At 34.5% G+C, this 25,381-nt stretch carries 23 protein-coding genes and 1 pseudogene; 20 read left to right on the top strand and 4 right to left on the bottom strand.

What is annotated here, in order from left to right; translation table 11 throughout:
* Nucleotides 1-29: 29 nt before the first annotated feature.
* A complete protein-coding gene (locus LZ578_RS10600; protein ID WP_235145147.1) occupies nt 30-1,538 on the bottom strand; it encodes a YfcC family protein in 1,509 nt (502 codons plus the stop codon).
* Nucleotides 1,539-1,671: 133 nt separating this feature from the next.
* Between LZ578_RS10600 and LZ578_RS10595 the strand changes: the two genes are divergently transcribed.
* The gene (locus LZ578_RS10595; protein WP_235145146.1) at nt 1,672-2,358 is read left to right on the top strand and encodes a DUF1361 domain-containing protein; all 687 of its coding nucleotides are present in this window, start codon (nt 1,672-1,674) and stop codon (nt 2,356-2,358) included.
* Between the two features lie 68 nt (nt 2,359-2,426).
* Here the strand turns inward: LZ578_RS10595 and LZ578_RS10590 are convergent, their stop codons facing one another.
* The 3 genes from LZ578_RS10590 to LZ578_RS10580 all read right to left on the bottom strand — a co-directional run bounded on the left by LZ578_RS10590 (nt 2,427) and on the right by LZ578_RS10580 (nt 5,563).
* On the bottom strand, nt 2,427-3,551 hold the full coding sequence (locus tag LZ578_RS10590) for a DHHW family protein (protein ID WP_235145145.1): 1,125 nt from the start codon (nt 3,549-3,551) through the stop codon (nt 2,427-2,429).
* Nucleotides 3,552-3,560: 9 nt separating this feature from the next.
* Entirely contained in the window at nt 3,561-4,790 is a 1,230-nt protein-coding gene (locus LZ578_RS10585; protein WP_235145144.1) for an MBOAT family protein, read from the bottom strand.
* Between the two features lie 227 nt (nt 4,791-5,017).
* Nucleotides 5,018-5,563 carry a DUF4358 domain-containing protein gene (locus tag LZ578_RS10580; RefSeq protein WP_235145143.1) on the bottom strand — a complete coding sequence of 182 codons (546 nt, stop codon included), beginning with the start codon at nt 5,561-5,563 and terminating at the stop codon, nt 5,018-5,020.
* Between the two features lie 843 nt (nt 5,564-6,406).
* On the opposite strand from LZ578_RS10580, the gene LZ578_RS10575 reads away from it, so the two are divergent.
* From LZ578_RS10575 to LZ578_RS10480, 19 genes and pseudogenes are all read left to right on the top strand, one after another.
* Nucleotides 6,407-8,311, top strand: coding sequence for a nucleoside-diphosphate sugar epimerase/dehydratase (locus LZ578_RS10575; protein ID WP_235145142.1), 1,905 nt, complete (start codon nt 6,407-6,409; stop codon nt 8,309-8,311).
* Nucleotides 8,304-8,945, top strand: coding sequence for a sugar transferase (locus LZ578_RS10570; protein ID WP_235145141.1), 642 nt, complete (start codon nt 8,304-8,306; stop codon nt 8,943-8,945). The genes LZ578_RS10575 and LZ578_RS10570 overlap by 8 nt, the downstream gene beginning before the upstream one ends.
* Nucleotides 8,938-10,005 carry a glycosyltransferase gene (locus LZ578_RS10565; protein ID WP_235145140.1) on the top strand — a complete coding sequence of 356 codons (1,068 nt, stop codon included), beginning with the start codon at nt 8,938-8,940 and terminating at the stop codon, nt 10,003-10,005. Before LZ578_RS10570 ends, LZ578_RS10565 begins: the two co-directional genes overlap by 8 nt.
* Before the next feature lie 22 nt (nt 10,006-10,027).
* Nucleotides 10,028-11,031: pseudogene (locus LZ578_RS10555) on the top strand (DUF6625 family protein).
* Entirely contained in the window at nt 11,006-11,500 is a 495-nt protein-coding gene (locus LZ578_RS10550) for a terminase gpP N-terminus-related DNA-binding protein (RefSeq protein WP_235145137.1), read from the top strand. Before LZ578_RS10555 ends, LZ578_RS10550 begins: the two are co-directional and overlap by 26 nt.
* 54 nt (nt 11,501-11,554) lie before the next feature.
* Nucleotides 11,555-12,589, top strand: coding sequence for a GNAT family N-acetyltransferase (locus LZ578_RS10545; protein ID WP_235145136.1), 1,035 nt, complete (start codon nt 11,555-11,557; stop codon nt 12,587-12,589).
* A gap of 77 nt (nt 12,590-12,666) precedes the next feature.
* Nucleotides 12,667-13,662 carry a GNAT family N-acetyltransferase gene (locus tag LZ578_RS10540; protein ID WP_235145135.1) on the top strand — a complete coding sequence of 332 codons (996 nt, stop codon included), beginning with the start codon at nt 12,667-12,669 and terminating at the stop codon, nt 13,660-13,662.
* A gap of 135 nt (nt 13,663-13,797) precedes the next feature.
* Nucleotides 13,798-14,832 (top strand): GNAT family N-acetyltransferase, encoded by a 1,035-nt coding sequence (locus LZ578_RS10535; RefSeq protein WP_235145134.1) that lies wholly within the window; start codon nt 13,798-13,800, stop codon nt 14,830-14,832.
* An 81-nt stretch (nt 14,833-14,913) separates the two neighbouring features.
* The gene (locus LZ578_RS10530) at nt 14,914-16,080 is read left to right on the top strand and encodes a glycosyltransferase family 4 protein (RefSeq protein WP_235145133.1); all 1,167 of its coding nucleotides are present in this window, start codon (nt 14,914-14,916) and stop codon (nt 16,078-16,080) included.
* Between the two features lie 60 nt (nt 16,081-16,140).
* Nucleotides 16,141-17,406 (top strand): O-antigen ligase, encoded by a 1,266-nt coding sequence (locus LZ578_RS10525; protein WP_235145132.1) that lies wholly within the window; start codon nt 16,141-16,143, stop codon nt 17,404-17,406.
* A gap of 36 nt (nt 17,407-17,442) precedes the next feature.
* A complete protein-coding gene (locus LZ578_RS10520; RefSeq protein WP_235145131.1) occupies nt 17,443-18,498 on the top strand; it encodes a glycosyltransferase in 1,056 nt (351 codons plus the stop codon).
* Nucleotides 18,495-19,637: a DegT/DnrJ/EryC1/StrS aminotransferase family protein gene (locus tag LZ578_RS10515; RefSeq protein WP_235145130.1), complete on the top strand. Its 1,143-nt coding sequence runs from the start codon at nt 18,495-18,497 to the stop codon at nt 19,635-19,637. The genes LZ578_RS10520 and LZ578_RS10515 overlap by 4 nt, the downstream gene beginning before the upstream one ends.
* 19 nt (nt 19,638-19,656) lie before the next feature.
* Nucleotides 19,657-20,544: a glucose-1-phosphate thymidylyltransferase RfbA gene (gene rfbA / locus LZ578_RS10510; RefSeq protein ID WP_235145129.1), complete on the top strand. Its 888-nt coding sequence runs from the start codon at nt 19,657-19,659 to the stop codon at nt 20,542-20,544.
* A gap of 41 nt (nt 20,545-20,585) precedes the next feature.
* Nucleotides 20,586-21,524, top strand: coding sequence for a dTDP-glucose 4,6-dehydratase (rfbB, locus tag LZ578_RS10505; protein WP_235146452.1), 939 nt, complete (start codon nt 20,586-20,588; stop codon nt 21,522-21,524).
* Nucleotides 21,525-21,542: 18 nt separating this feature from the next.
* The gene (locus LZ578_RS10500) at nt 21,543-22,304 is read left to right on the top strand and encodes a YveK family protein (RefSeq protein WP_235145128.1); all 762 of its coding nucleotides are present in this window, start codon (nt 21,543-21,545) and stop codon (nt 22,302-22,304) included.
* Between the two features lie 19 nt (nt 22,305-22,323).
* The gene (locus tag LZ578_RS10495; RefSeq protein ID WP_311198576.1) at nt 22,324-23,034 is read left to right on the top strand and encodes a CpsD/CapB family tyrosine-protein kinase; all 711 of its coding nucleotides are present in this window, start codon (nt 22,324-22,326) and stop codon (nt 23,032-23,034) included.
* Between the two features lie 19 nt (nt 23,035-23,053).
* Nucleotides 23,054-23,716: a sugar transferase gene (locus LZ578_RS10490; protein WP_235145127.1), complete on the top strand. Its 663-nt coding sequence runs from the start codon at nt 23,054-23,056 to the stop codon at nt 23,714-23,716.
* Nucleotides 23,717-23,790: 74 nt separating this feature from the next.
* Nucleotides 23,791-24,792 (top strand): lipopolysaccharide biosynthesis protein, encoded by a 1,002-nt coding sequence (locus LZ578_RS10485; protein WP_235145126.1) that lies wholly within the window; start codon nt 23,791-23,793, stop codon nt 24,790-24,792.
* A 5-nt stretch (nt 24,793-24,797) separates the two neighbouring features.
* Nucleotides 24,798-25,274, top strand: a complete 477-nt coding sequence (locus LZ578_RS10480; RefSeq protein WP_235145125.1) for a polysaccharide biosynthesis C-terminal domain-containing protein — start codon at nt 24,798-24,800, stop codon at nt 25,272-25,274.
* Nucleotides 25,275-25,381 lie beyond the last annotated feature (107 nt).

Below are 25,381 nucleotides of genomic sequence, written 5' to 3'. Positions count from 1 at the left end.
TCGTATAGGACTTTTCAACCTCATAAAAATCAACTCATTATTACTGCAAGTGCCAAGACTAGGCAGATTACAACGAATACGATGGCCACTAATTTCCATACAAACTTCCACCAAGTAGTTAATCCAATACCACCAATTGCTAATGCACCCATTACAACTCCTGAAGTAGGAGTAAACAGATTTACCATACCGCTAGCAGATTGATATGCAGTAACGATAACATGGGAAGGAACGCCTACAAAATCGCCAAGTGGCCCCATAATTCCCATTGTAGCGGCTGCTAAACCTGAAGTAGATGGGATTAAGAAAGACATGGGAATATAAAAAATAAAAGTAAATATTGAAAATAATACTGGAGACAATCCAGCTAGACTTTGTTCCCCCAAATGAAGAACAGTGGCGGTGATTAATCCTTCGTTCATGACTACTTGAATTCCTCGAGCCACACCTACAACGAGTGCAACACCTAATAAATCTCTAGCACCAACAAAGAAATTCGCAACAATTTCATCTTCTTTCATACGATCGACCAATCCAACAATAATTGCCATAACAAAGAATAACATGGTTATTTCTTCAAAGTACCAGGATCCCAATGCAGAACTATTTTTTCCGAAAAGTACGGCACTGAAAGAAAAAGAGGTAATCCAAGCATGGATATCTTCGAAGAAAGTCCAACTAGGATTGATGGAAGACCATGGGATGAGGCTAACAATCATAGTCAAGAACGTGAGTACAAAAAGAGTGAGAACACCTTTTTGACGTTGAGTCATTGACTCTACCTTTGTTTCCTTTTCTGGTTCAATCACATGCTCTTCAGAAGTCGGCATAAATGATTTAGACGGATCTTTTTCTATTTTAGTAGCATAACGATAGACATAAATAATTCCAACGATGTTTAGAATGAGAAGTAAAAGCAAACGCCAAATAATTCCATCACCGGGAGTAATCCCTAAAGATTGTGAAGCAACACCAGTAGCAAAGGGGTTTACGGTTGAGGCAAGTACCCCAATACCTGCGCCAAGTAGGACAACAGCAACCGCTACAATTGTATCAAATCCCACAGCAAGCATAACGGGAATGATTAATGGATAGAACGCCATTGTTTCTTCTGACATTCCAAAAGATGTACCGCCTAGTGCGAAGATAACCATCAAAATAGGAATGAGTAGTTTTTCTTTACCTTTATTCTTTTTTACAATCGAAGCAATTCCTTGATTGATTGCATTGGTTTTATTGACGACTCCTAAAAAGCCCCCGATAAATAAAATAAATAAAGAAACTTGAATGGCACCAGGAGTATCCTTAGTCCCAATCATCCCTTTAATAGGGGCCATGAAAACATCCCATAGTCCTTGTGGATTCCGTTCAACGACTTGATAAGTACCTGCAATAATGTTTCCTTGTGCATCTGTATCGTACATTCCAGCCGGAACAATCCAAGAAAGCACAGCTACAAAAGTAATAATCATTAATAATATAGTATATGAGGAAGGCATCTTCCATTGTTTGTTCTTTTCTTTCTTTGCATGCTCCATGAGTAAATTCTCCTTTTTCACAAAATAGCTTCTTGAACACTGTATATTATAACGGAAGACAAATCATTTTACATTCATAATCATTTAAATTACGAAATTTATTCGATTTTTAAAAAAGAAGGAGGTATTGTCTATGTTTGAAAGGTATAAAGAATTACTATTATTTATGTTTGGATATTGGGCTCTATGTGTAATGACTTTACTGCTAACGAATAAACTAATCTATATTGGTTTAGCTTGGAATTTATTTTTAGCTTTTTTGCCATTATTTTTTATTGAAAAAGCAATTTCAGCTTCCCGACAAGAATGGGCTCGGATTTGGGGAATACTTTGGTTTATCTTTTTTCCTAATGCTCTGTATCCGATTAGTAGTTTCATACACCTATCCATAGAGACTTTTTATTGGGTAGAAGGAAATTACCCAACAGAAGATGTGGTGTATGGAGATGATATTTTTATTTGGCTAAAACTGTTCATGATTGGAATTGGTTTTTTTGCCTCGATTATAGTCGGACTGTATTCTTTATATATTTTTGAATGGATGATTCGAATGGACTATTCCAAACGAAAAGGCCAAAAAGTAGTACTTCTAGTAACCTTTTTGACAGGAATAGCCGTTTATTGGGGAAGGTTCCTACGTTTAAATAGTTGGGATATAATTTTACGACCATGGTTGCTTTTAAAAGAAATATTTTCAGCAATAAATTTCTTTATGTTGGAATTTGTTTTTGCCTTTACTATTTATGCAGTTGTGAGTTATGGAATTTTTAAATTATTTCGAAAAATGATGATTCATCAACAAAATCGATTTGAAAATTAAGGATAGATATACTAAAAAAGTCAGCCCTTATTCTTTATGACATAAAGAATAAGGGCTGACTTTTTTGATTATATTCCTAACTTATGCAGAGTAGTTTCTTGTGCAAAATCTTGAATAGTGAATAAGAAAAGAATTTCATTCACTTTTTGATCCAACAAGTATTCCTGAACATTCCCACCAAAGTGACGGGGATCGATTACGATAATTTTTTCGTAATGTAAGGAAAGAAAAGGAATAAAATTGTTAGCAAAGGAATCTTTAATCACTCCTATTGTTTGACCATTCTTGTTTGTAGTTTCAATTTCTACTACAGCATGATTTCCACCTAGAAAATAAGCGTACTGATCTGTTTTTTCTAAAAAAGATTCCTGATAGAAACTAGATAGTTTTGTTTGTTCATTTAGTGTAATTTGGTAGACCCAGTCTTCTAGAGGCTGATAACGAAAAATGCTGTCAGGTAGATGAGTATAAAAGTTTGCTTTTCGATAAAGAGTGCCATAAAAATGGTTGGATACCTCTTCCTTTACAAACTGTTCTTCCTTCAACAAAGATTTATCAAGTTGATTTCGATAAGTTTGATAGGCAACAAAAGCTCCTTCAGTAGTCCAATGATGATCCGTCCGATAATAAAAGGATTCTTCGTTTTTTAATACAGGTAGCAAGTCTATGAATGTAATTGAATTCGAAAGCGAAGAATGGATTCTTTCTAGTACATGTTCTTCATCTAAAATAGGTGCAGAAAAAGGAAGTTTATCACTCAATACGCTTTCTTTTGAAGGAACAAGAATAGCTTGAAAGGAAATGTGATGGTTATCAACCGAAGTATTTTCGATAAATGCTTGGATACTGTTCATATTTTTTTCAAACTGTTTTTCTTTAAATGCAGTAGGAACCTCAAAAAGATATCCATCTTTTCCAAAATAAACCCGTCCATTATCTTTTTTTAATAAAGCCAAATCACTAATGGTTTTTATTCCTGTCCATGTATCTCGCTGAATAAATTGATCACTTAAGAAAACTTCAATGGAACGCCCAAATTTCCCTGAGAAAAAATCTTTTTGATTCAAATCAGGAAAGGTTTGGAGGTAACGGTTTTCTTTAGGTGAAAAAGAGCGAACGGGAGACAACAAATTCAACAAGGAAAAGAGAAGAAAGATTATTATAAAATATATACTTTTTCTTTTGTAATTCATGTTCGCCTCCTAAAAACGGAAATATAAAAAGGGATTATAACTTTGATCAACTAGATAAGCAGTTGATAAGAAGAAAATGAGAAGCAGAAATAGAAGTTCAATACTTCCGAGAAAATAGCTAGTGGAAGAGTAGCGGCTCTTCCATTTCAAGATTACCTTTTTAGGGAAATCAGTAGAACCAATCATACAAATACAAAGTAAAAGCGTATGTGTATAAAGAAGATAAAGAGAGGTTCCATCATAAAGAACTTTAGAAGTTCCAAATAAGCTACCTAAAAATAGTAGACCGTCTTCCATTTTTTCAAAGGAAAATAGAATCCATGAAAAGAGCACAAGAGATAAGGTATAAACTCTTTGCAGTCCAGAAGGTAATTTTTTGAGCCAATGCAAAAGAAATATTTTTTCGAATAAAAGGAAAACTCCGAAATAAAGTCCCCATAAAGCAAAATTCCAACTAGCTCCATGCCAGATTCCTGTTAATATCCATACCATTAAAATATTTCGAGCTTGTTTGGCTAGACCTTTCCGATTGCCACCTAAGGGAATGTAAAGATATTCTTTAAACCAAGTCCCAAGCGAAATATGCCATCTTCTCCAAAATTCTGTAATAGATCGAGACATGTACGGATAATTAAAATTTTCTAGAAAATGAAATCCAAAAATCCTTCCTAGACCTATCGCCATATCGGAATAGCCAGAAAAGTCAAAATAGATTTGAAAAGCAAAGGCAATGATTCCCAACCAACTTGTTAAAACAGGAAGAGTAGCAAGATTCATCGCTTCGATTTGACTCCAAAGCAACCCAATATTATTCGCAATCAAAACCTTTTTGCCTAATCCAATTAAAAATTTCCGAGTTCCCGACCAAAAAAGCTCAAATGATTCGGTTCGATTTTCCAATTCATCTGCAATAGTTTGATAGCGAACGATTGGACCAGCAATCAATTGAGGGAAAAGAGCAACATAGGTAGCGAATGTGATCATATTTTTCTGAACAGGTGCCTCTCCTCTATAAATGTCGAAACTGTAAGACATCGTTTGAAAGGTGTAAAAAGAAATCCCAATTGGTAAAGCTACATTTAATAAAGAAAGATCTTGTTGGAAAATATTATTAATAGTAGCGAGAAAAAAGTCAGCATATTTAAAAAATCCTAGTAGTCCAACGTTTCCAATAATAGATAGGGCTAACCAAATTTTTGAAAAAGTCGGTTGATTCACACTTTTAAACCAATCAATCATCCGTCCACAGGTGTAATCCAGGAGAATGGAGAAAAACAGTAAAAAGATATACTTGGGTTCACCCCAACTATAGAAAAAAATACTGCATAAAAGCAGTATGGCATTGCGATATTTTTTAGGTGATACAAAATATAGAATTCCCACTATAGGCAGGAAGTAGAATAGAAAGAAGATACTACTAAATACCACAGAACTCCTCCAGTATTTCTTTTGATAGAAATTAGATTTTACTCAAAAAAACTATTAATGACTTTTTCAACACGTTCTACTTCAGCTGTAGCGAAATCTAGTGCTTCCTTACTATCACCATCAAAAGAATCATCTATTTTACCTACCATTAAAAAGAATACATAATCACCATGTTGAACTACTTTTGCAGCTTCTACTTTTGCTAGATTCATAGGGTATTGCATAGACTGATCAACAAGGTATGTCCGATATTTTTCTAGGCCTTCTGCTATGGAATCACCTTTTCCATCTTTTGCTTCAACAGCAATAAAGGTATCAACATGAGTAGACATAAGAGGTGCTTCAGCAATATACTCCTTTACATCAGCCTCATCGATATTTGTTAGTTCTTCTATTTCGCCTAAATCCATTTCACGGCTTGGTAGGTAATCCTCTCCTAATTCTTGTTTGACTTGCTCATGGACTTTTGAAAGCTCAACATTTTTATTTTCGTTGTTCCGATCTGAAGGGGAACATCCTATTAAAAAAGTAATGATGAATAACGTGAAAAACATCCCAAAGATGTGTTTATTTTTTCTAGACATTTTATTTAACTCCCTATATTTATATTTTATTTACATGATGAGTATATCGTTTCTCTGGATAGCTCTCAAGAGATTTCCTGCAAAATACAAAATATTATGAAATAAAAGATACTGGCTAGTATTAATAAAATAGAAAGAAAAAGAATGAAGAGAAATGAAAAGTACAAAATCAATGAATGTACAAAGATGTATAGGCAACTATTATTCATCAGTTAGACTTAAAAACCATGGTTGCGCTTTCATGTCGAACGTTTGATTAACTTATAAAAGCAACGAATTATTAGACAACATGGTGTATAAGTATCTAAAAAACAACGTTTTTATACAAATGTTTGAAATTCACTTGACAAAAGAGGTTTTCAACATTAAGCTAATGATATCCTCATAAGTTTATTGAAAGCTCTTTTTGAACGCATAAAAGAATTTCGACTTTTCACAAATGGTATTCCCCCCCCTTTATACCATAAAAACCCTAAACATTTAATTTTAAAAGTTCTACAAACAGTTCAATTACAAAGAAAATATTGATCCAATCAGATAAAAATAATATTATTCATCATTCTTTATACTCCTAAATTCCTACGTTATTTTTCTCACAAACTCACATCTGTTTTTTCATCCACCCTGATCTAAAAACCATCTATTTTTTTAACCTACCTCCACAACGAACCCAAGTAAGAGTTATCCTTCAAAAAATTAAGCATTGCACCTTTTTTTAGCGTACCCATTTCTAACACAATAAAGAAAATCCTCTTAAAACTCCCACCTCTTTCATAAACAAAGATCCATCCACCACAAAACTCCCCCTAAAAACTAAATCCCCCTCAGAAAGTAGTGATATGTATGAATAGAAAAATCAAGAAATTGATTATGGCAGGCATAGATGTATCTATTATTGTAAGTTCCGCTCTACTAGCCACTATTTTTTTAGATCCTTTCATTATTCTTACTTCCGAAACCGTTCTTCTTAGCACCATTTTTATTTCCGTTACCTACCTATCTCTTGCTTTATATTTTCGAATGTTTTCCCGGATGAATCACTATACCGGTTTAACAGAAGTCATTATTTTAACAAGTTGTGTGACTGCAGCCTTTCTGACTTCTGAAGTTCTCTTAACAATTCTTTTACCTGTACGCCTTTTAAGTTTACGCTTTATTTTATTAACGTATCTATTCTCAACATTAGGAATTATTGGTAGCAGAACAGCTATGCGCTTGTACTTTGAGTATAAATATCGAAAGATTCATAAACCAGCTACTGGAGATCCTACTCGTACATTAATTGTAGGAGGGGGACAAGGAGGAAGTATTCTTATTAGAAGGTTACGGAATCATTCTCATTCGTTAAAGGTAATGGGAATTGTAGATGATGATCCTGCGAAACAAGGGGGAATCATATTTGGGGTTCAAGTAATGGGAGCGATTAAAGATATTCCCCATTTAGTAACGAAATATCAGATTGAACAAGTAACCATTGCGGCACCTTCTCTACCAGCCGATCGATACGAAGCAATTGTGGACCTTTGCAATTATGCGGGTGTCCCCGTTAATAAGATGCCTTATATCGAAGATGTTTTACAAGGAAAACTGGAAGTAAGTCAATTTAGAGAAGTAAATGTAGTTGATTTGTTAGGAAGAGAAGAAGTGAAGTTGGATATGCATCAAATTTCCACTCATTTAACCGACAAAGTAGTTTTAGTAAGTGGAGCAGGTGGTTCGATTGGATCGGAGATTTGTCGTCAAATTGCTGCATATCATCCTCAAAAATTATTGTTACTAGGGCATGGTGAGAATTCTATTTATCAAATTGATAAAGAACTAACTGTAAAATATGGTCAACAAATAGAAATCATCCCCTTAATAGCGGATATTCAAGATCGAGAAAGAATATTTGAAATTATGAAAAAGTATAAACCCAACCAGATTTATCATGCAGCCGCTCATAAGCATGTTCCGATGATGGAATATAATCCTCATGAAGCCGTTAAAAACAATATTTATGGCACAAAAAATATGGCAGAAGCTGCCAAAGCCGCAGATGTCGAAAGCTTTGTAATGATTTCAACAGATAAAGCAGTTAATCCACCTAATGTGATGGGAGCAACGAAACGTGTATCAGAAATGATCGTTACTGGTTTGAATGAAATTGGAAAAACAAAGTTCGCGGCAGTTCGTTTTGGAAACGTATTAGGAAGTCGTGGAAGTGTTGTTCCCTTATTCCAAGAGCAAATTAAAAAAGGAGGTCCACTAACCGTTACTGATTTTGAAATGACACGTTACTTTATGACGATTCCAGAAGCCAGTCGATTAGTGATTCAAGCAGGTGCACTAGCATCAGGAGGCGAGATTTTTATTTTAGATATGGGAGAACCGGTTAAAATATTGGATCTTGCTAAAAAAATCATCAAATTAAGTGGGTATACAGAAAAAGAAATCCCTATTGTAGAAACAGGAATGCGACCAGGAGAAAAGCTATATGAAGAGTTATTAGTCGCAAGCGAACGAACCGACCAAAAAGTTGCTGAGAAAATATTTGTTGGAAAAGTAATGAACCAACCATTGATTAGTACAATCAATCAAGTGGAGAAATGGATGGAGTTACCAGAAAAGGAGTTAAAAAAAGAAATTCTTGCCTTTGCTAATACAAATCACAGCTATATAGATGAACAGGAAGAAAGAGAGTTGGTGGAAGACTCGAAGTCCCATGTAGCAGAGAAGAGGATTCAGGGAGGATACATAAATGTATAAACGATGGGGAAAAAGACTTATAGATCTTCTAATCGTTTCTATTGGAATCATTGTCTTATCAGGAATTTTTCTAATCATTGCTCTTCTGATTAAGCTAGACTCGAAAGGTCCTGTACTATTTAAACAAAAAAGAGTTGGAAAAAATAAAACATATTTTAATATTCTTAAATTCCGAACTATGTCTGTAGACACTCCTCAAGATATGCCCACACATTTACTAGATAATCCCGATCAATTCATTACTAAAATAGGGAAATTCCTTCGTAAATCAAGCTTAGATGAGCTTCCTCAATTATTTAATATTTTGAAAGGGGAAATGAGCTTGATAGGACCCAGACCCGCTCTCTGGAATCAAACCGATTTAATTCAAGAACGAGATCGATATGAAGTAAATGAGCTAGTACCTGGAGTTACTGGTTGGGCTCAGATTAATGGAAGAGATGAATTATCTATTTCTGACAAAGCTCATTTAGATGGAGAATACGTAAAAAAAATATCGTTTTGGTTTGATATATACTGTTTCTTCAAAACCTTTACTTCTATTTTAAAGAAAGAAGGAGTAGTGGAAGGAAGCAAAACCGAATTCAAAGAAAATATTTTATTACGCACCCAGACGAAGGAACTAAGTGAATGAATCGCCAAAAGAAAGGGGTGCACAGATGCCCAAAGTAAGTGTGATTATGCCAGTTTATAACGTAGAACAGTACGTTGATCAAGCAATCAACAGTATTCTCAATCAGAGTTTTAAAAATTTCGAGTTCATTATCATAAATGATGGCTCTACTGATCATTCATTGGAACGTATAAAAAAGTACCAAGATGATTCGAGAATTACAGTGATCGATAAAGAAAACGCAGGTGTTTCTGCTGCTAGAAATGATGGAATTAAAATGGCAAAAGGAATCTACCTTAGTTTTATGGATAGTGACGACGAAGTAGAACCTAATTTTTTAGCTAAGATGGTAGAGCATACAAAAAATATCCAAGTAGATATGCTGATGTGTGGGTATTACGTAGAGCACCTAGATGAAAAAGAAGGAATGACCAAACAAGTTCCTGTAAGAATGAGAGCAGGTACATTTACAAAAGAACATCCACCAGATTGGGAAGTGGATGCAAATTCATTAGCGATGCTCGGTTATATTTGGAATAAATGGTATAGAAGACAAGTGATTATTGAAAATCATATTCTATTTAATGAAGAAATGAATTTTTTAGAGGATATTGATTTTAATGCCGCAGCATATAAATATGCAGAGGATTTTCTAGTGTTGGAAAACTGTTTATACCATTATAAACGAAGACGTCGAACTACTTTAGTTTCAACTTTTCGAGAAGAAGATTTTGACATGCAACTTCAATCCATTCTAAAAAGAAAAAGTATCTTGCAAGAGTGGGGACTAGAAACCCCTCAACTAGAACAAGTTGTTGCGTACCTACATGTACATGCAGTTAAAGGGTTCTGTGTTAATCTTTTTCTAAATGAAAACCAATTAACGTTTACACAGAAATGTGAGTATTTAAATAAGGTGATTGAAAGACCACTTACTCAAGAAAGAGTGAAATTGTTTATTCCTCAAAATATAGTGGATCGTATTTTAAAACTAACAATTGGGAAGAAAATGGGGTATGCACTGGCCATCATTAGTACCTTCTACTCTACCCAAAGGAAAGTTTTAAAAATGAAGTTTTGAATATAGAAAGGAGGAATTATTTGTGAACAAAGTAGTACTGATTATTCCCTATTTTGGAGAGTTTCCAAATTATTTTGACTTATTCTTAAAAAGTTGTTCCTACAACCAAGATATCGATTGGTTGTTTGTGACAGACAATGAATTAAATAGTTCTTTTCCCAATATTCATAAGATTCATTGGACGTTTGAACAACTAACGGAACACATTTCTGAAACGTTACAAGTAACGGACGCTATTCCAGCCCCTATAAACTGTGTGACTATCGACCAGCGTATGGAGAAATTTTTAGTGAATATATAAAGGGATATGATTTTTGGGGACATTGTGATTTGGATTTAATCTACGGTGATGTTAGTAAGTATATTAGAGAAGCCCCATTGGAAGAGTATGATCGCATCTTTACTTTTGGACATTTGACTTTATATAAAAACAATAATCAAGTTAATCGATATTATCAATTAAAAGGAAAAAAAGATACAGATTTTTATTACTGCATTCGTTTCCCCGAACCGATGTACTTCGATGAAGGAGGAATGAATCGTCTCCTAGATTATCACGGCATTGCTCAATATGAGTATCCTACCTTTGCAGATATCTGGCCACAGAAAGCCTCATTTAAAAATCGTGTGTTTCATAACGATCAAAACTATAAAAATCAGTTCTTTATTTGGCAAAAAGGAAAAATATTTAAAATCTGGCAAGAAGAGGAAGAAACCAAAAGGCGAGAATACAGTTATATCCATTTGCAAAAACGATCCTTTCCCAAACCAGGACCAGAACTTATAAAAGAAGATACCTACATCATTACTCCTCATGGATTTTACTCCTTGGAAGACCCTCATCTAGAAGATAAACTAAAACCCGATTATTCCCATGCGTACACTTATTATAAAAATAGATATACCAATGTAACACCTAAAAAGGTGAAACGAAAAATACAACTATTCTTACTAAAGTATACCCAGAGTAGTAAGAATAAAAGAAAAGGAAAATGGATGGATGGAAACCAAAAAACAATTAGCTGAACTTCAGCAAGCAATGAAGAAAGCAAAAAACCGTCGTTTATTTGAGCGCTATCAAGCCGTATATCTCTATCTAAAAGGGTACACCATGAAAGAAACCGGACAAATTATCGGTCGTAGTCGTGAAACGGTTAGTACCTATATTAGTACTTATAAAAAAGAAGGAATAGCTGGATTGACTCTGGGACATTCCAGTGGAAAACCGAGAAGATTGAATCCAAATCAAGAAGCAACGCTAGTTGAAGTGGTAACAGAGAAAACCCCTATAGATGTACAAATAAGTGAGCAAGAGCACTGGACACTAGCTGTAATGATTAAATATGTCGAAAGAGAATGGGGATATACATACTCCCTTCGTGGCATGTCCCTTCTTTTAAAACGGTTGGGTTTAATTTACAAAAGGCCTCGCTACACAATGGAAAAAAGCTATACAGAATCTAAATCAAAGTTGGATGAAAAGAAAGCGAAGTGAGAAAATATTCATCCGCCTCTAATCGATCAATCAATCAGATAAGGAAGTGGATCAATGCAACATGTAATTAAAAAGATGGACAGAAATGTCATACGAACGGATCAAAATAAACTCAACTACAATGATGTTTATTTTACTCATAAATATGCACAACTATACGAAGAAGTAGAAAAAGGAGAAACTCAAACTATCTATTTTGAGAATGAACTAGGAAAGGTAGAGTATACCTTCCTTAAACGAGAAGTTCCTTACAAAATAGACGGCAAACAGTACTATGATATTACGACAGCGTATGGATATGGTGGGCCTTGTATTCAAGACTGTACAGATCCTGAAGGATTGTTAAAGGAGTTTAACGCTGCATTTACTAAATATTGCTTGGAACAGGATATTATTAGTGAGTTTATCCGTTTCCATCTATTTGAAAACGAAGAGGTACGAACAAATTTTGATGGACAAGTAAAACTGATGGGTCCACACGTAGCTAGAAATTTAAAACAAACTATGACAAAAAATATGGATAAAGATATCTTATCATCCGTTAGAAAAGCAAAGCGGAATGAAATCACCTTTACGATAGATACAAGTGGGAAACATTTAGATGAATTTTTATTTATTTACTACGAAACCATGAAACGAAATGAAGCAACCTCTTTTTATTACTTCGATCGGGCCTTTTTTGAAAAGCTACATCATCATCTAGAAGGAGAAATCGTTTATATTCATGGTTATATGAATGACGAAATAGTTGGGAGCCTCTCGGTTATTTATAGTGATACATATGGATATGGATTTTTGGGTGGTGTCCTAAAAGAATATTTGAGATATGGGACATCTGCCTTTTTACAATATCAACTAATGGAGTGGTTAAAGGAAAAAGGTGTAGAGTATTTTATTATTGGTGGAGGGTACAGAGATAAGGATAGTCTGTACAACTATAAAAGAAAATTTGATTTACAAGGTAGTTATCCTTTCTATACTGGGAATAAAGTACATAATCAAAAAATCTATCAACTTCAAAATCAATTAAGAAAAGAAGAAGGAGAATTTGATCCAGAAACTACTTTTTTCCCACTTTATCGTTCGTAGTGAAGGTAATGAAACAGGTTTATAAGGAGTGAAGAAGTGCAGAATCTAAAAAAAAGGCCGATAAACAAGTAATCAAAATGGATGAAAACATACTAACTCATTCCGATGTTTACTATAGTCGTGAATATATCCAATTATATGAAGAAAAAGAAAAAGGAAAAACAGAAACGGTTTATTTTGAAAATGAATTTGGCAAAGTAGAATATACTTTTATTAAAAGAAGAACACCTTTTAAAGTGGAAGGAAAACAATACTATGATATTACAACCGCGTATGGATACGGGGGACCGTGCATAAGAGACTGTATAGATGCAAAGAGTCTCTTAGAAGATTTCAATCAATCCTTTAGAAAATATTGTAATAAAAATGATATCGTCAGTGAATTTGTTCGCTTCCATCTTTTTGAAAATCAAGAAGTACAAACATATTTTGACGGTGAAGTGAGTATGATTGGCAATCATGTTGCTAGAAATCTAAAAGAACCTTTAGATAAAAACTTCCATAAATCAATTAGAACATCTATTAGAAAGGCCAAGAGAGAAGGATTAAGCGTTAGCTTTGATTCAACAGGTGAAAACATCAAAGATTTCTTATCAATTTACTACGAAACGATGAACCGAAATGATGCGGAACCATTCTATTATTTTAAAGAATCATTTTTTGAAGAACTCCATCAATCTTTAAAAGGGAAATTTCTATATTCACAAGCTCTATTTGAAGGAGAAATTATTGCTAGCTATTTAAATATTATTGGCAAGGATTATATTTATGGGTTTTTAGGTGGTACGAAAGAGAAATACTTTGACTATAATGCTTCCACTTATTTAGAATATCAAACGATAAAATATGCAAAAGAAAAAGGATTGCAGTATTACATTATGGGCGGCGGGTACGAAGAGAATGATGGGATATATAAATACAAGAAAAAATTTGACTTGCAAGGTGATTACCCATTCTATATCGGTAAGAAAATCCATAATGAAAAAATATATGAGGCATTAAACGCAGTACGTGCAGAAGAAAAAGAAACTTTTGATGCTGATTCAAATTTCTTCCCTTTATATCGTTCTTGAAAAATTTTTATAATAGTTTTAAATAGTCTAATTAAAACTCCTTCTCCATAAAAGATTAAAAATAACACTTCCATACCAGCACAAAATAATGAATATTCTTTGTGCTTAGGGTGTAGTGAAGGAAGGTTTATTAATATGAAACAAATAAATAAGAACTCAATCAATTTATCATTCGATAAAAATGCCTCCTCACAAGAATTAAAAGATATTTATTTAACGAAAGTATATGCAAAATTATTTGAAGAAAAAGAAGAGGGAGAAGTAAGAGTATTCGATTTCGTCTCCCCATACGGTAAAGTGAAAAATATTTTTATTAAAAGAAAAATTCCTTATAAAATAAAAGGTCAAGAGTATTATGATATCACCACAGCGTATGGATATGGTGGCCCCGTAGTATTAGAGACTACAAATGTTACGCAATTATTAAAGGAATATTTTGAAGCGTTTCATCAGTATTGTATTCAAGAACAAATCATCTCCGAGTTTGTTCGTTTCCATCTTTTTGATAATGAAGAGATTTGGAAACAGTTTAATGGAGAGGTACAGCTGATTGGCCCACATATCGTTCGTGATTTAAAGAAAAATAAAGAAGAAGACTTTCATAAAAGTATTCTTCAATCAGTAAGAAGAGCAGAACGGTTAGAGGTAGAAATAGTTTTTGATCCAACTGGTAAATATCTAGACGAATTTCTAGAGGTATACACAGCGACAATGGATTGGCATGATGCAAAAGGATTTTACTATTTTGATAAGTCATTTTTCGAACAAATTCATGAAACAATGGATGGCCATTACCTTTACGTTCATGCACGTTTGGGTGGAAAAATCATTGGTACACGATTAATTCTTTTCGGCGATCAATATGCTTATTACTTTTTAGGAGGGGCCCTCCGCGAATACAGTACTTATAAAGCGGCTAGTTATCTAGACTATGAAATTATCAACTACCTGAAACAAGCTGGAAAAGAATACTATATTTTTGGTGGAGGGTACCGAGGAGAGGATAGTCTCTATCAATATAAAACAAAATTTTCTCAACAAGGACAAGTTCCCTTTTATATTGGTAAAAAAACTCACCTTCCCGAAGTCTATAAACAACTAACTGATATGCGAAGTCAGCAAGGAAATTATGAACCAGATAGTTTATTTTATCCACTCTACCGATCGTAAAAAATTAGAATACCCCTCAATAACCCACGTTTCTCCCCTCATCTCATTAACTGATCAAACAGTTAAGAAAGGACTACACTTATGAAAAAAGTACTTTTTACAGCCACCGTAGATAGTCATATCCTCCACTTTCACATGCCCCACATTCAATGGTTTAAAGAACAAGGATATGAAGTACATGTAGCCAGTAATGGAGCTACTCAGTTAGAAGGAGTAGATCAAAAATTCAATGTCCCTTTTGAAAGAAAGCCACTTAAAGTAAATAGTTGGGAAGCTTACAAGGTGCTAAAACTCTTACTCGAGAGTAATCAATATGACATTGTTCATTGTCATACTCCCATGGGGGCCGTTTTAACCAGACTTGCCGCAAAAAGTCTTCGTAAAGAAGGTACAAAAGTCCTCTACACCGCACATGGGTTCCATTTCTTTAAAGGCGCGCCCGTTCAGAATTGGATTATTTATTATCCAATTGAAAAATTACTAGCTAGTTTTACAGACTGTTTGATTACGATGAATGAAGAAGACTTTCAAGCTGCCCATGAAAGAAAATTTAAAGCTACTGAAATTAAATTTGTTCATGGAGTAGGTGTAGATTTAGAACGGTTCCAGCCACCAACATCTGGAAGAAAACAAGCTCTGCGGAAAGAATATGATATAAGTCCAGATGATTTTGTCATGATTTACGTAGCGGAATTATCTCCAAGGAAAAATCAATCGATGCTAATAAAAGTGATGCGAGAACTTCAAGAAGACTATCCGCAAGTAAAATTACTTTTGGTTGGAAAAGGAGATCTTCATGATCAGTATCAAGCAGAAATCAATCAATTTGGTCTAGCTGATAAAATCCATTTACTAGGATATAGAAGTGATGTAGATAAGCTGATGCAGCTCAGTGATATTGCAGTCTCAAGCTCTCGACAAGAAGGACTGCCAGTGAACGTAATGGAAGCTATGGCGACTGGATTACCTTTAGTTGTTACTGCTTGTAGAGGAAACAAAGATTTAGTTCATCAAAATGTAAATGGGTATGTAACTGAAATAGATGATGTGGATACATTCGTAGAAGGAATTCAAAGTCTCGCTAGCAATGAATTGCTAAAGAAAAGGTTTGGTCGAAGAAGTATCCAGTTAATGGAAGCTTATTCGCTTCAATCAGTAATGGATGAATTGGATATCATTTACAGTACGTACATGGAAACGGATAAAGGAACTCTTGCAAAAGAAAGTCCTGTCAAAATTTTAAACTAACATGATTGAGGAACAACAATATGAAAAAAGTTAAGGTGATCTCATATGGAGTTAGAGAAAGTGAACGTACAAGCTACAGATAATAATCGTTCTCTGATATTTTTTATAAGTATACTAGGAATCTTTTTGAATCAATCGAATGTGATGTTCGGGTTTAACTTATCTCTTGCTGATATTACTATTGTCATGATTCTTTTACTATTATTGATGAATCAATTACTGGACTTGCCAGCAAGAACGTTCGCTCTGTTCTTTCTATTCTCTTTCTTTTTATTAATGAACAGTATTCTTCACATTCCTGGGATTCATCAAATTGAAATTGGACGCAAAGACTTGCTAAAGGACTACTTTAAACTATTTGTATCTTTATTGTACTTTAGTGTAGGAATTCAAGTTGCCAAAATAAAGTTAACCGAGCATCTTTTAAAATGGTTTTTAATAGCTTCCACCCTGATTGGTTTGATTGGGATTTCTTTATTTTTTATAAGAATTCCCAGTTTATCAGACAAAATGCTCTATATGGGCTCTCGCTTAACGGGCTTCATGAATGACCCTAATTACTTTGCAGTCATTCAATGTGCAGCTTTAGCTGTTGTTTTAAGAATTAAAACAAAACAGCCCTGGTTAAAATATGCGAGTATCGTCATTTTGATTCTATCTATTTTTAGTTCTGGTTCGAAAACCGGATTCGTTACTTTATTCTGTCTATTCCTTATTAAAGTAATTCATTCTGTTAAAGAAGGAAAGTTAAAAGGAATTAATTTATTTTATATTTTATTAGCACTCTCTATCCTCTTACTTTTTTCCCCTTTTATCTTACAACTTCTTTTATCTGCATTAGATCTAGTAGCCCAAAGATTTCCGATCTTTTCTCGCGTACAGATGTTACTAACAGATTTTGAACAAGCTGTTTCTGGAGGAGGATCCAGTCGGAACATCCAATGGGAAACCGGAATCCAACTCATTAAAACGCATCCTATAACGGGAGTAGGGATTGGTCAAAATTATCTACGATTGGCTGGATTGATTACTGAAGATGCAAATATTGCTCATAACACCTTTATTACCATGGCTGCTGAATGGGGACTTCCGATAACCAGTGTGTTGTTGATTTATATGGGCAAAGTATTTTTCTCACCGGTAGCAGATAAAAGAAATGAGCAATGGTCCTTAACTGTAAAAGAAATGTTTTTTACATTTCTAATCGGATCGATGGCAGTTTCATTTAACTATTCTAGAATCTTTTGGCTTTTACTAGGAATGATGGTTTTTTACTCATTTCCCGTGGCAAATATCCGACCCTTAAGAATAAAAGACTCTCCTTAGAAGAGAATGTTTTTCATAAGAAAGGAATGCAAAATAATGAAACCATTAGTCAGTATCTGTTGTATCACGTATAACCAAGAAACATATATTGCGAATACCTTAGAAAGCTTTTTAATGCAAAAAACTTATTTTCCGTTTGAAATATTAATTCATGATGATGCTTCGACTGACCGCACTGCGGATGTCATTCGAGAGTATCAAAAGATGTATCCTACCATTATAAAACCTATTCTTCAAAAGGAAAATAAAATGTCACAAGGTATCGAAATTGATTACGTCTACAACTTTACGAGAGCTTCAGGAAAATATGTAGCGTACTGTGAAGGGGATGACTACTGGACAGATCCTGGCAAATTACAAAAGCAAGTTGATTTTATGGAAGAGCATCCACACGTTAGTGCCTATATTCATGCAGATAAAACGATTAATGAATCAGGAGAAAAAATAATTGGCGAACGAAGAGCTTTTTCAGAAGATCATTTTTTAGAAGTAGAAGAGGCTATTTATTTAGATGGTAAATTTGCTCAAAATTCTATGCTCTTTCGAAATGAACATATCGAAAACAACCAAATGCCTGATTGGTACTTTGATGCTCCCGTTTCTGATTATCCTCTCTTATTATTCTTTGCTCTACATGGAAAAATCTACTATAAGAATGAAGTGATGTCTGCCTATCGAAGAGCAGCATTGAATTCTTGGACTCGTACGGTATATTTGGATTCTGAAAAAAGAAAAAAACATTATGAAGAGTTAAGAAGGACCTTACAAGATTTTGATAGTGACACGGAGTATCAATATACAGAAGCTGTCGAGAATCAAATATTTCATGATGAATTCATATTGTTACTAACAAATAAAAGATTAAGAAAAATAAAGTCTCCAACATACCGCGATTTATACAACGAATTACCCCTCACACAAAAAATAAAACTACACGTATCTTATTACCTACCTTTTACACTTACCTTTAACGATTGGCTAAAAGAAACTGGAAAACTATATATTTTTAAACCTAAGGAAACATTTCCTGTGAGTGAATTTTCCATTCCACTAGAGACGGACACAAAAAATATGGGAGTTGAATTGATATGAAGAAAATACAAGTAACTCGTTCCTCCATGCCTCCTTTTGAAAGATACATAGAAGAAATCCGTGGTTTGTGGGATTCTCATTGGCTCACAAATATGGGAGAAAAGCATGAAAAATTAGCGGATCTGTTAATGGATTATCTGAAGACGCCACATTTGTCTTTATTTACAAATGGACATCTCGCTTTGGAAGATGCAATTGCTGCTTTTGATTTGAGTGGTGAAGTTATTACGACACCATTCACTTTTTCATCTACCACACATGCGATTGTTCGAAATGGATTGATCCCTGTATTTTGTGACATTGATCCAGAAACGTATACGATGGATGCTAGTAAAATCGAAAGCTTAATTACCGAGCGAACATCTGCTATTGTTCCGGTTCATGTGTATGGAACCGTATGTGACGTAGAAGAAATTGAACGTATTGCCAAAAAACATAATTTAAAAGTGATTTATGATGCAGCTCATGCTTTTGGGGTAGAAGTGAATGGAAAAGGAATTGCAAATTTCGGAGATGCAGCGATGTTCAGTTTCCATGCTACAAAAGTTTTTAATACGATTGAAGGAGGAGCAGTAACCTTCCAAGATGAGTGGTTGAACGAGAGACTGAACCATCTGAAAAACTTTGGAATTACCGGTACAGAAACAGTCGAATATGTCGGCGGAAATGCAAAAATGAATGAGTTTCAAGCAGCAATGGGAATTACGAACTTACCTTATGTAACAGGAGAGATTGCAAAAAGACAAGCAATCGTTGAATGCTACATGAATGAGTTAGCTGATGTACCAGGATTACGTTTGATTCAGCATCAAGAAGGGGTAAAGACGAATTACGCATACTTCCCAATTGTGTTTGAAGGAGAAGGTTGGAATCGTAATGAAGTAGTGGATGCACTGGCTGAAAAAGGAGTTATTGTTCGTAAGTATTTTTATCCATTAATTAGTGATTACGACTGCTATAAACATTTAAGTTGTAGTGAAGAGAATCCGGTTGCTAAACGAATTGCAGACCAAGTGATCACGTTACCACTGTATGCCGATCTATCACTTGTAGAAGTAAAGAAAATTAGTAAGATGATTCGTGAAATGAGTCCATTAAAAAGTGAAAAAGAGCAAAGTAGTCAATTAAATCTGAAATAGGAGAAAGGAGAAAAAACTGATGAAAGGCATTATTTTAGCAGGGGGAAGAGGAACCAGACTATATCCCATGACACAGGCAATTTCCAAACAACTATTACCTATTTATGATAAACCGATGATTTACTATCCGTTAAGTACGTTACTTTTGGCAGGAATTAGTGAGATTTTAATAATTTCTACACCAAACGATCTTCCTATTTTTGAAAGGCTATTAGGAAATGGTGACCGTTTAGGAATTAAGTTATCGTATCAAGTTCAACACAAACCAAGAGGATTAGCAGATGCATTTCTTTTAGGGGAAGAATTTATCGGAAATGATGATGTTTGTTTAATTCTAGGAGATAATTTCTTTTATGGTCAGGATTTTACGAAAGTTTTACAAGAAGCTAAAAATCTAGATACAGGCGCAGTCATTTTTGGATATGAAGTAAGTGATCCTACTGCCTTTGGAGTGGTTGAATTTGATGAATTTTTTAAAGCTATTTCGATTGAAGAAAAACCAACTCATCCTAAGTCAAATTATGCAGTTCCTGGTCTTTATTTCTATGATAATCGAGTCGTAGAAATTGCTAAATCTGTTGAACCCTCTGAAAGAGGAGAGATAGAAATTACGGCGATCAATAATGCGTACATGGAAATGAATGAATTAGCAGTTATTCCTTTAGGAAGAGGGATGGCATGGCTGGATACAGGAACACCAGGAGGAATTCTAACCGCAGCAGAGTATGTTGAAATGATACAAACGAGACAAGGATTATATATTTCTTGTTTGGAAGAAATTGCCTGGCGAAGAGGGTTTCTAAATGATAAACAGCTAAGGGAAATTGGAGAATCTTTATCGATGACCGACTATGGACAGTACTTACTGAAAATATTGGAGGGCTCAAAGTGGAAAATATACTCGTAACAGGTGGAGCAGGATTTATTGGTAGTAACTTTATTCATTACATGATGGAAGAGTATCCGGATGCAACAATCATAAACGTAGATGCGCTCACCTATGCAGGGAAGTACGAAAATATCGCCGATTTCGAAGCACATCCTCATTATCATTTCATTCATGCAGATATTCGCAATCGTGAAAAAATGGATGAAATCTTCTCGCTTTATCAAATTGATACGGTTGTAAACTTTGCAGCAGAATCTCATGTAGACCGAAGTATTGATGACTCAGAATTATTCTTTTCTACGAATGTTTTAGGAACACAAAGTCTTTTGGATGCAGCGATGACCGCCTGGAAAATAAATATAAATGATAAAAACGATCGGAGTTTTCGACCAGGTGTGAAGTTTCTTCAAGTTTCAACGGACGAAGTTTATGGAACATTACCAGAAACAGGTTCATTTACTGAAGAAACGCCACTTCAACCGAATAGTCCTTACTCAGCCTCAAAAGCCAGTGCTGATTTGCTGGTCCGCGCGTACAACGAAACATATGGTCTACCTATGAATATTACTCGTTGCAGTAATAACTATGGACCTCATCAAGATACTGAAAAGCTCATCCCACTCATGATTACTCAATGTATGCAAGACAAGAAATTACCAATTTATGGAAATGGTTTACAAGTAAGAGATTGGCTCCATGTTTATGATCATTGTCGGGGAATTCATTTCGTATTGAAAAAAGGGAGAGAAGGCGAAGTCTACAATATTGGCGGGAAAACAGAAAAAACAAACTTAGAAATAGTTAAACTCATTATTGAAGCGTTAGATAAATCTCCTGATTTAATTGAATTTGTAACTGACCGACCCGGACATGATCGACGCTATGCAATCGATAATACTAAAATTGCGACAGAATTAGGCTGGGAACCGGTCGTTGACTTTGAAGATGGTCTACGTCAAACCCTTCACTACTACTTAAATCCAGTCCTGAAACAATAAAATTGGAGGATGAAGAAAATGGGAGAAACAATTGGAGTTTTTGAATTAATTAAGTTAATTAAAAACAAATGGTTTGTTATCGTATTGACAAGTTTAGCTGGGTTTTTATTAGCTTTTACAGTAAGTACATATGTTATCCAGCCGCAGTATGTTTCAACAATCAGTTTGTTGGTTAGTCGATCACAAACAGAAGAAGAACCCTTGCAACAAGGCGAAATTAATACAAATATTCAAATGATTAGTACTTATCGAGACATGATTGAAAATCCAGTAGTTTTAGGAAAAGTAATGGAACAATTACCAAATTCCATATCAGCTAAAGAACTATACGATAAAATTAAAGTGCAGACACAGGGAGATTCCCAAATATTCAGTATTAAAGTAACCGATTCAGACCCTAATCGTGCAGCCTTGATAGCCAATGCAGTAGCTGAAGTGTTTAAGGATAGTATCGGAAGTATCATTAATGTGAAAGATATGATTATTTTATCTCCAGCCACCCCCAATCCCACTTCTGTTTCTCCAGATATAAAATTCAACCAAGCTGTAGGAACAATAGCCGGAGCTGTCTTAGGAGTAGCATCCATTTTGATCTTTACTATGGTGGATACACGAGTATATGATGAATACTTTATATCAGAACAGTTAGAGTGGAACCGTCTAGGTACGATTACCTCTATTCGAAATGAAGATCACGTACCTGTAAAATCTCCAGAAAAAGACAACAAAAAAGAAAAATCAGTTCCTATTGAACAAGTGAAAAGTAGTATAAACGGATAAAAGAAGAAATGAGGAATTCATGATGTTAAAAAAATTAAACTTATTTTCTCAGAAAGATGTGGACACACTTATTACTCACACAAATCCGCACTCGATTATTTCAGAAGAGTTTAAGACCCTTCGTACAAATATTCAGTTTGCAATGGCTAATAGTCCTTTACAAACGCTCATGGTTACTTCTGCTAACGAAGGAGAAGGGAAGACAACCATAAGTGCCAATACAGCAATGTCCTTTGCCCAACAAGGAAAAAAAGTTCTGTTAGTGGATTCTGATATGCGTAATCCTACCTTACATAAGCTATTTCAAGTAAAAAACAAGAGTGGATTATCAAATTTATTGAGTGATCCTTATCTATCTTTTTCTCAAGTCTTTCAGCCAACACCCCATTCAAATCTTACCTTACTTACGAGTGGTCCAAATCCATCTAATCCTGCTGAACTAATGGATTCCGATCAAATGAATGAATTGATAGAGAAATTTAAAGATGAATTTCAACTTATTATCTTTGATATGCCCCCTATCCTTCCTGTTTCTGACTCGCAAATTATGGCTGCTCGGGTAGATGGAACAGTTTTTGTTATCCGAAGTGGTTCAACAGATAAAAAAGATTTATTAAAAGCTAAGGAACTATTGCAATATGCCAAAGCAACGATAATAGGAGCCGTTCTAAATGATAAGAAAAATAAAAAGTTAAGCAAATCTGACTATTATGGTTATGGAGTTGGATGACTTAAAGGGAGGAAGATACATGATGACACCTACTCAATATAAAATAAAACGATTATTAGATTTAGTTTTTGGAAGCATCTTTTTCATCTTGAGTTTACTGGTAATCATCCCTGTTGGAATTGCTATCAAAATAGCAGATGGGGGACCAATGATTTCCAAGCATATTCGGGTTGGTCAAAAAAGTCAACTGTTTGTAATGTATAAGCTACGCACAAGGAAAGTAGAAGCACTTACTCCAGAAAATTGGGGGAAAGTTCCAGTGGAATGGGTAACCAGCGTGCCTGATTCTTTTCAATACGATAAAGATACACAAACGCTTGGTAATGTTACGCGTTTAGGAAAAGTTCTGAGGAAAACTCGTATCGATGAGCTTCCTCAATTGTGGAATGTCGCCATTGGTAATATGAGTATCGTGGGTCCTAGACCAGAAGTTCGCGAAATTGCTGATCATTACGATGAAGAACAGATGAAGAGATTAAGTATAAAACCTGGAATAACTGGATTGGCTCAAATTCAAGGAATCTGTAATATGCCTTATGGAGACAAAGTACGGTTGGATAATGAATATGTAAGTCAATATAGTATTTGGTTGGATATGAAAATCTTACTACTAACATTTGAATTACCTTGGAAAACTTTATCACAACCGTCACATCCTAATGAAAAATCCATTATTCGCTGAAATAAATTTGATCATCTTATTCTTTTTCTCTTTCATACAAGAGGAATTTATGAGAATAGAAATAGAGGGAACTTATGGAAAAGGAAAAAACATTACAAAAAACAACAATCCACGGCATGCTTTGGAGTTTTATGGATACAGCAGGTACACAAGTGATTCAACTAATTGTTCACTTAATTTTAGCACGACTTTTGACTCCTAAAGATTTTGGGATTGTAGGTATGGTGACGATTTTTATTGCTCTTTCATCTGTTTTTGTAGATGGTGGTTTAACGAATGGATTGATTAGAGAAAAGGAATCTACACAAGAAGATTACTCCACAATTTTCTATTTTAATCTTTCTATGGCGATCATCTTGTATATTCTCTTGTTTGCATCCGCAGAATATATAAGTGTATTTTTTGAACAACCTCAGTTAGTAAATATTATTAAGGTGATTGGACTCATTCTGATCATCAACGCATTTGGGCTTATTCAAAAAACAATTTTAACAAAAAATATTAACTTTCGAACTCAAATGAAAATAAATGTGTTTTCATCTATCCTCTCAGGAGTAATTGCTATTGTTTGTGCGATAAGTGGATGGGGAGTATGGAGTTTAGTTGTACGAACGATGGCCATGCAATTTATTCAAGCATCTTTACTTTGTATTTCCAATCGCTGGTTTCCATCGTTGGTGTTTAGCATTTCTTCATTTAAAAGACTATTCCAGTTTGGTTGGAAATTACTCCTTTCGAATTTAATTACTCAACTGTATGGCAACCTATACTCCTTCATTATTGGAAAAAGTTTTTCTGCTACTACACTAGGGTATTATTCAAATGCAGTTAAATTCAGTGATACGGCTGCCTATTCACTTTCTGTTTCTGTAGAAAAAGTGAGTTTTCCTGTATTAAGCTCCATTCAAGACGATACAGCAAGATTGAAGAGAGGGTATAAGAAAATCATAAAGAATGCTGCTTATTTATCATTCCCAATTATGTTAGGTCTAGCAGCAATAGCCGAACCCTTTTACGAGCTCTTCTCGGTGAAGCATGGCTTCCTTCCATTCCATATTTTCAACTGCTTTGTATAGGTGGAATGCTTGTTGCTATTCAGTCCATTAACTTGAGTGTTCTTCAGGTAAAAGGACGTTCCGATTTATTCTTAAAATTAGGATTAATTCAAAAAGCAACAGGATTTATTGCCATCAGTATTGCCTTACTTCTTCGATTAGGAATCATGGGATTGCTATGGGCAATGGTTATTGATTCTATTATGGCTTATTTTATTAATGCTTTTTATTCCAAACGGTTTTTGGGATATTCGATTCCCGAACAATTAAAAGATCTAAGACCCATCTTTTTGATTGCCGTTGTGATGGCAGGTCTTACCTACTCATTGAGTTATTTATTAACGATAAATGATATTTTAATGGTACTCATTCAAGTGGTATTTGGAGTGAGTGTGTACATTTTGTTATCTTGGATTTTTAAAATAGAAGAATTAAAAACGATTTATCAAATTCTACAACCTATTCAAAAAAAGATATTTAAAAAGGTTGCTCCAAGCAGATAATAAAGAGGAGGAAAGAATCAAATTTTTCCGCCTCTTTATTTAATAATTCCGAACTGTAGAATTTCGGTTTTTCTGTTATATGTAGTATAATAAAGATATACAGAAGT

It is taken from the genome of Jeotgalibaca sp. MA1X17-3, assembly GCF_021513155.1.
Lineage (GTDB): Bacteria > Bacillota > Bacilli > Lactobacillales > Aerococcaceae > Jeotgalibaca.
This window is presented reverse-complemented; position numbering and strand designations above follow the sequence as displayed.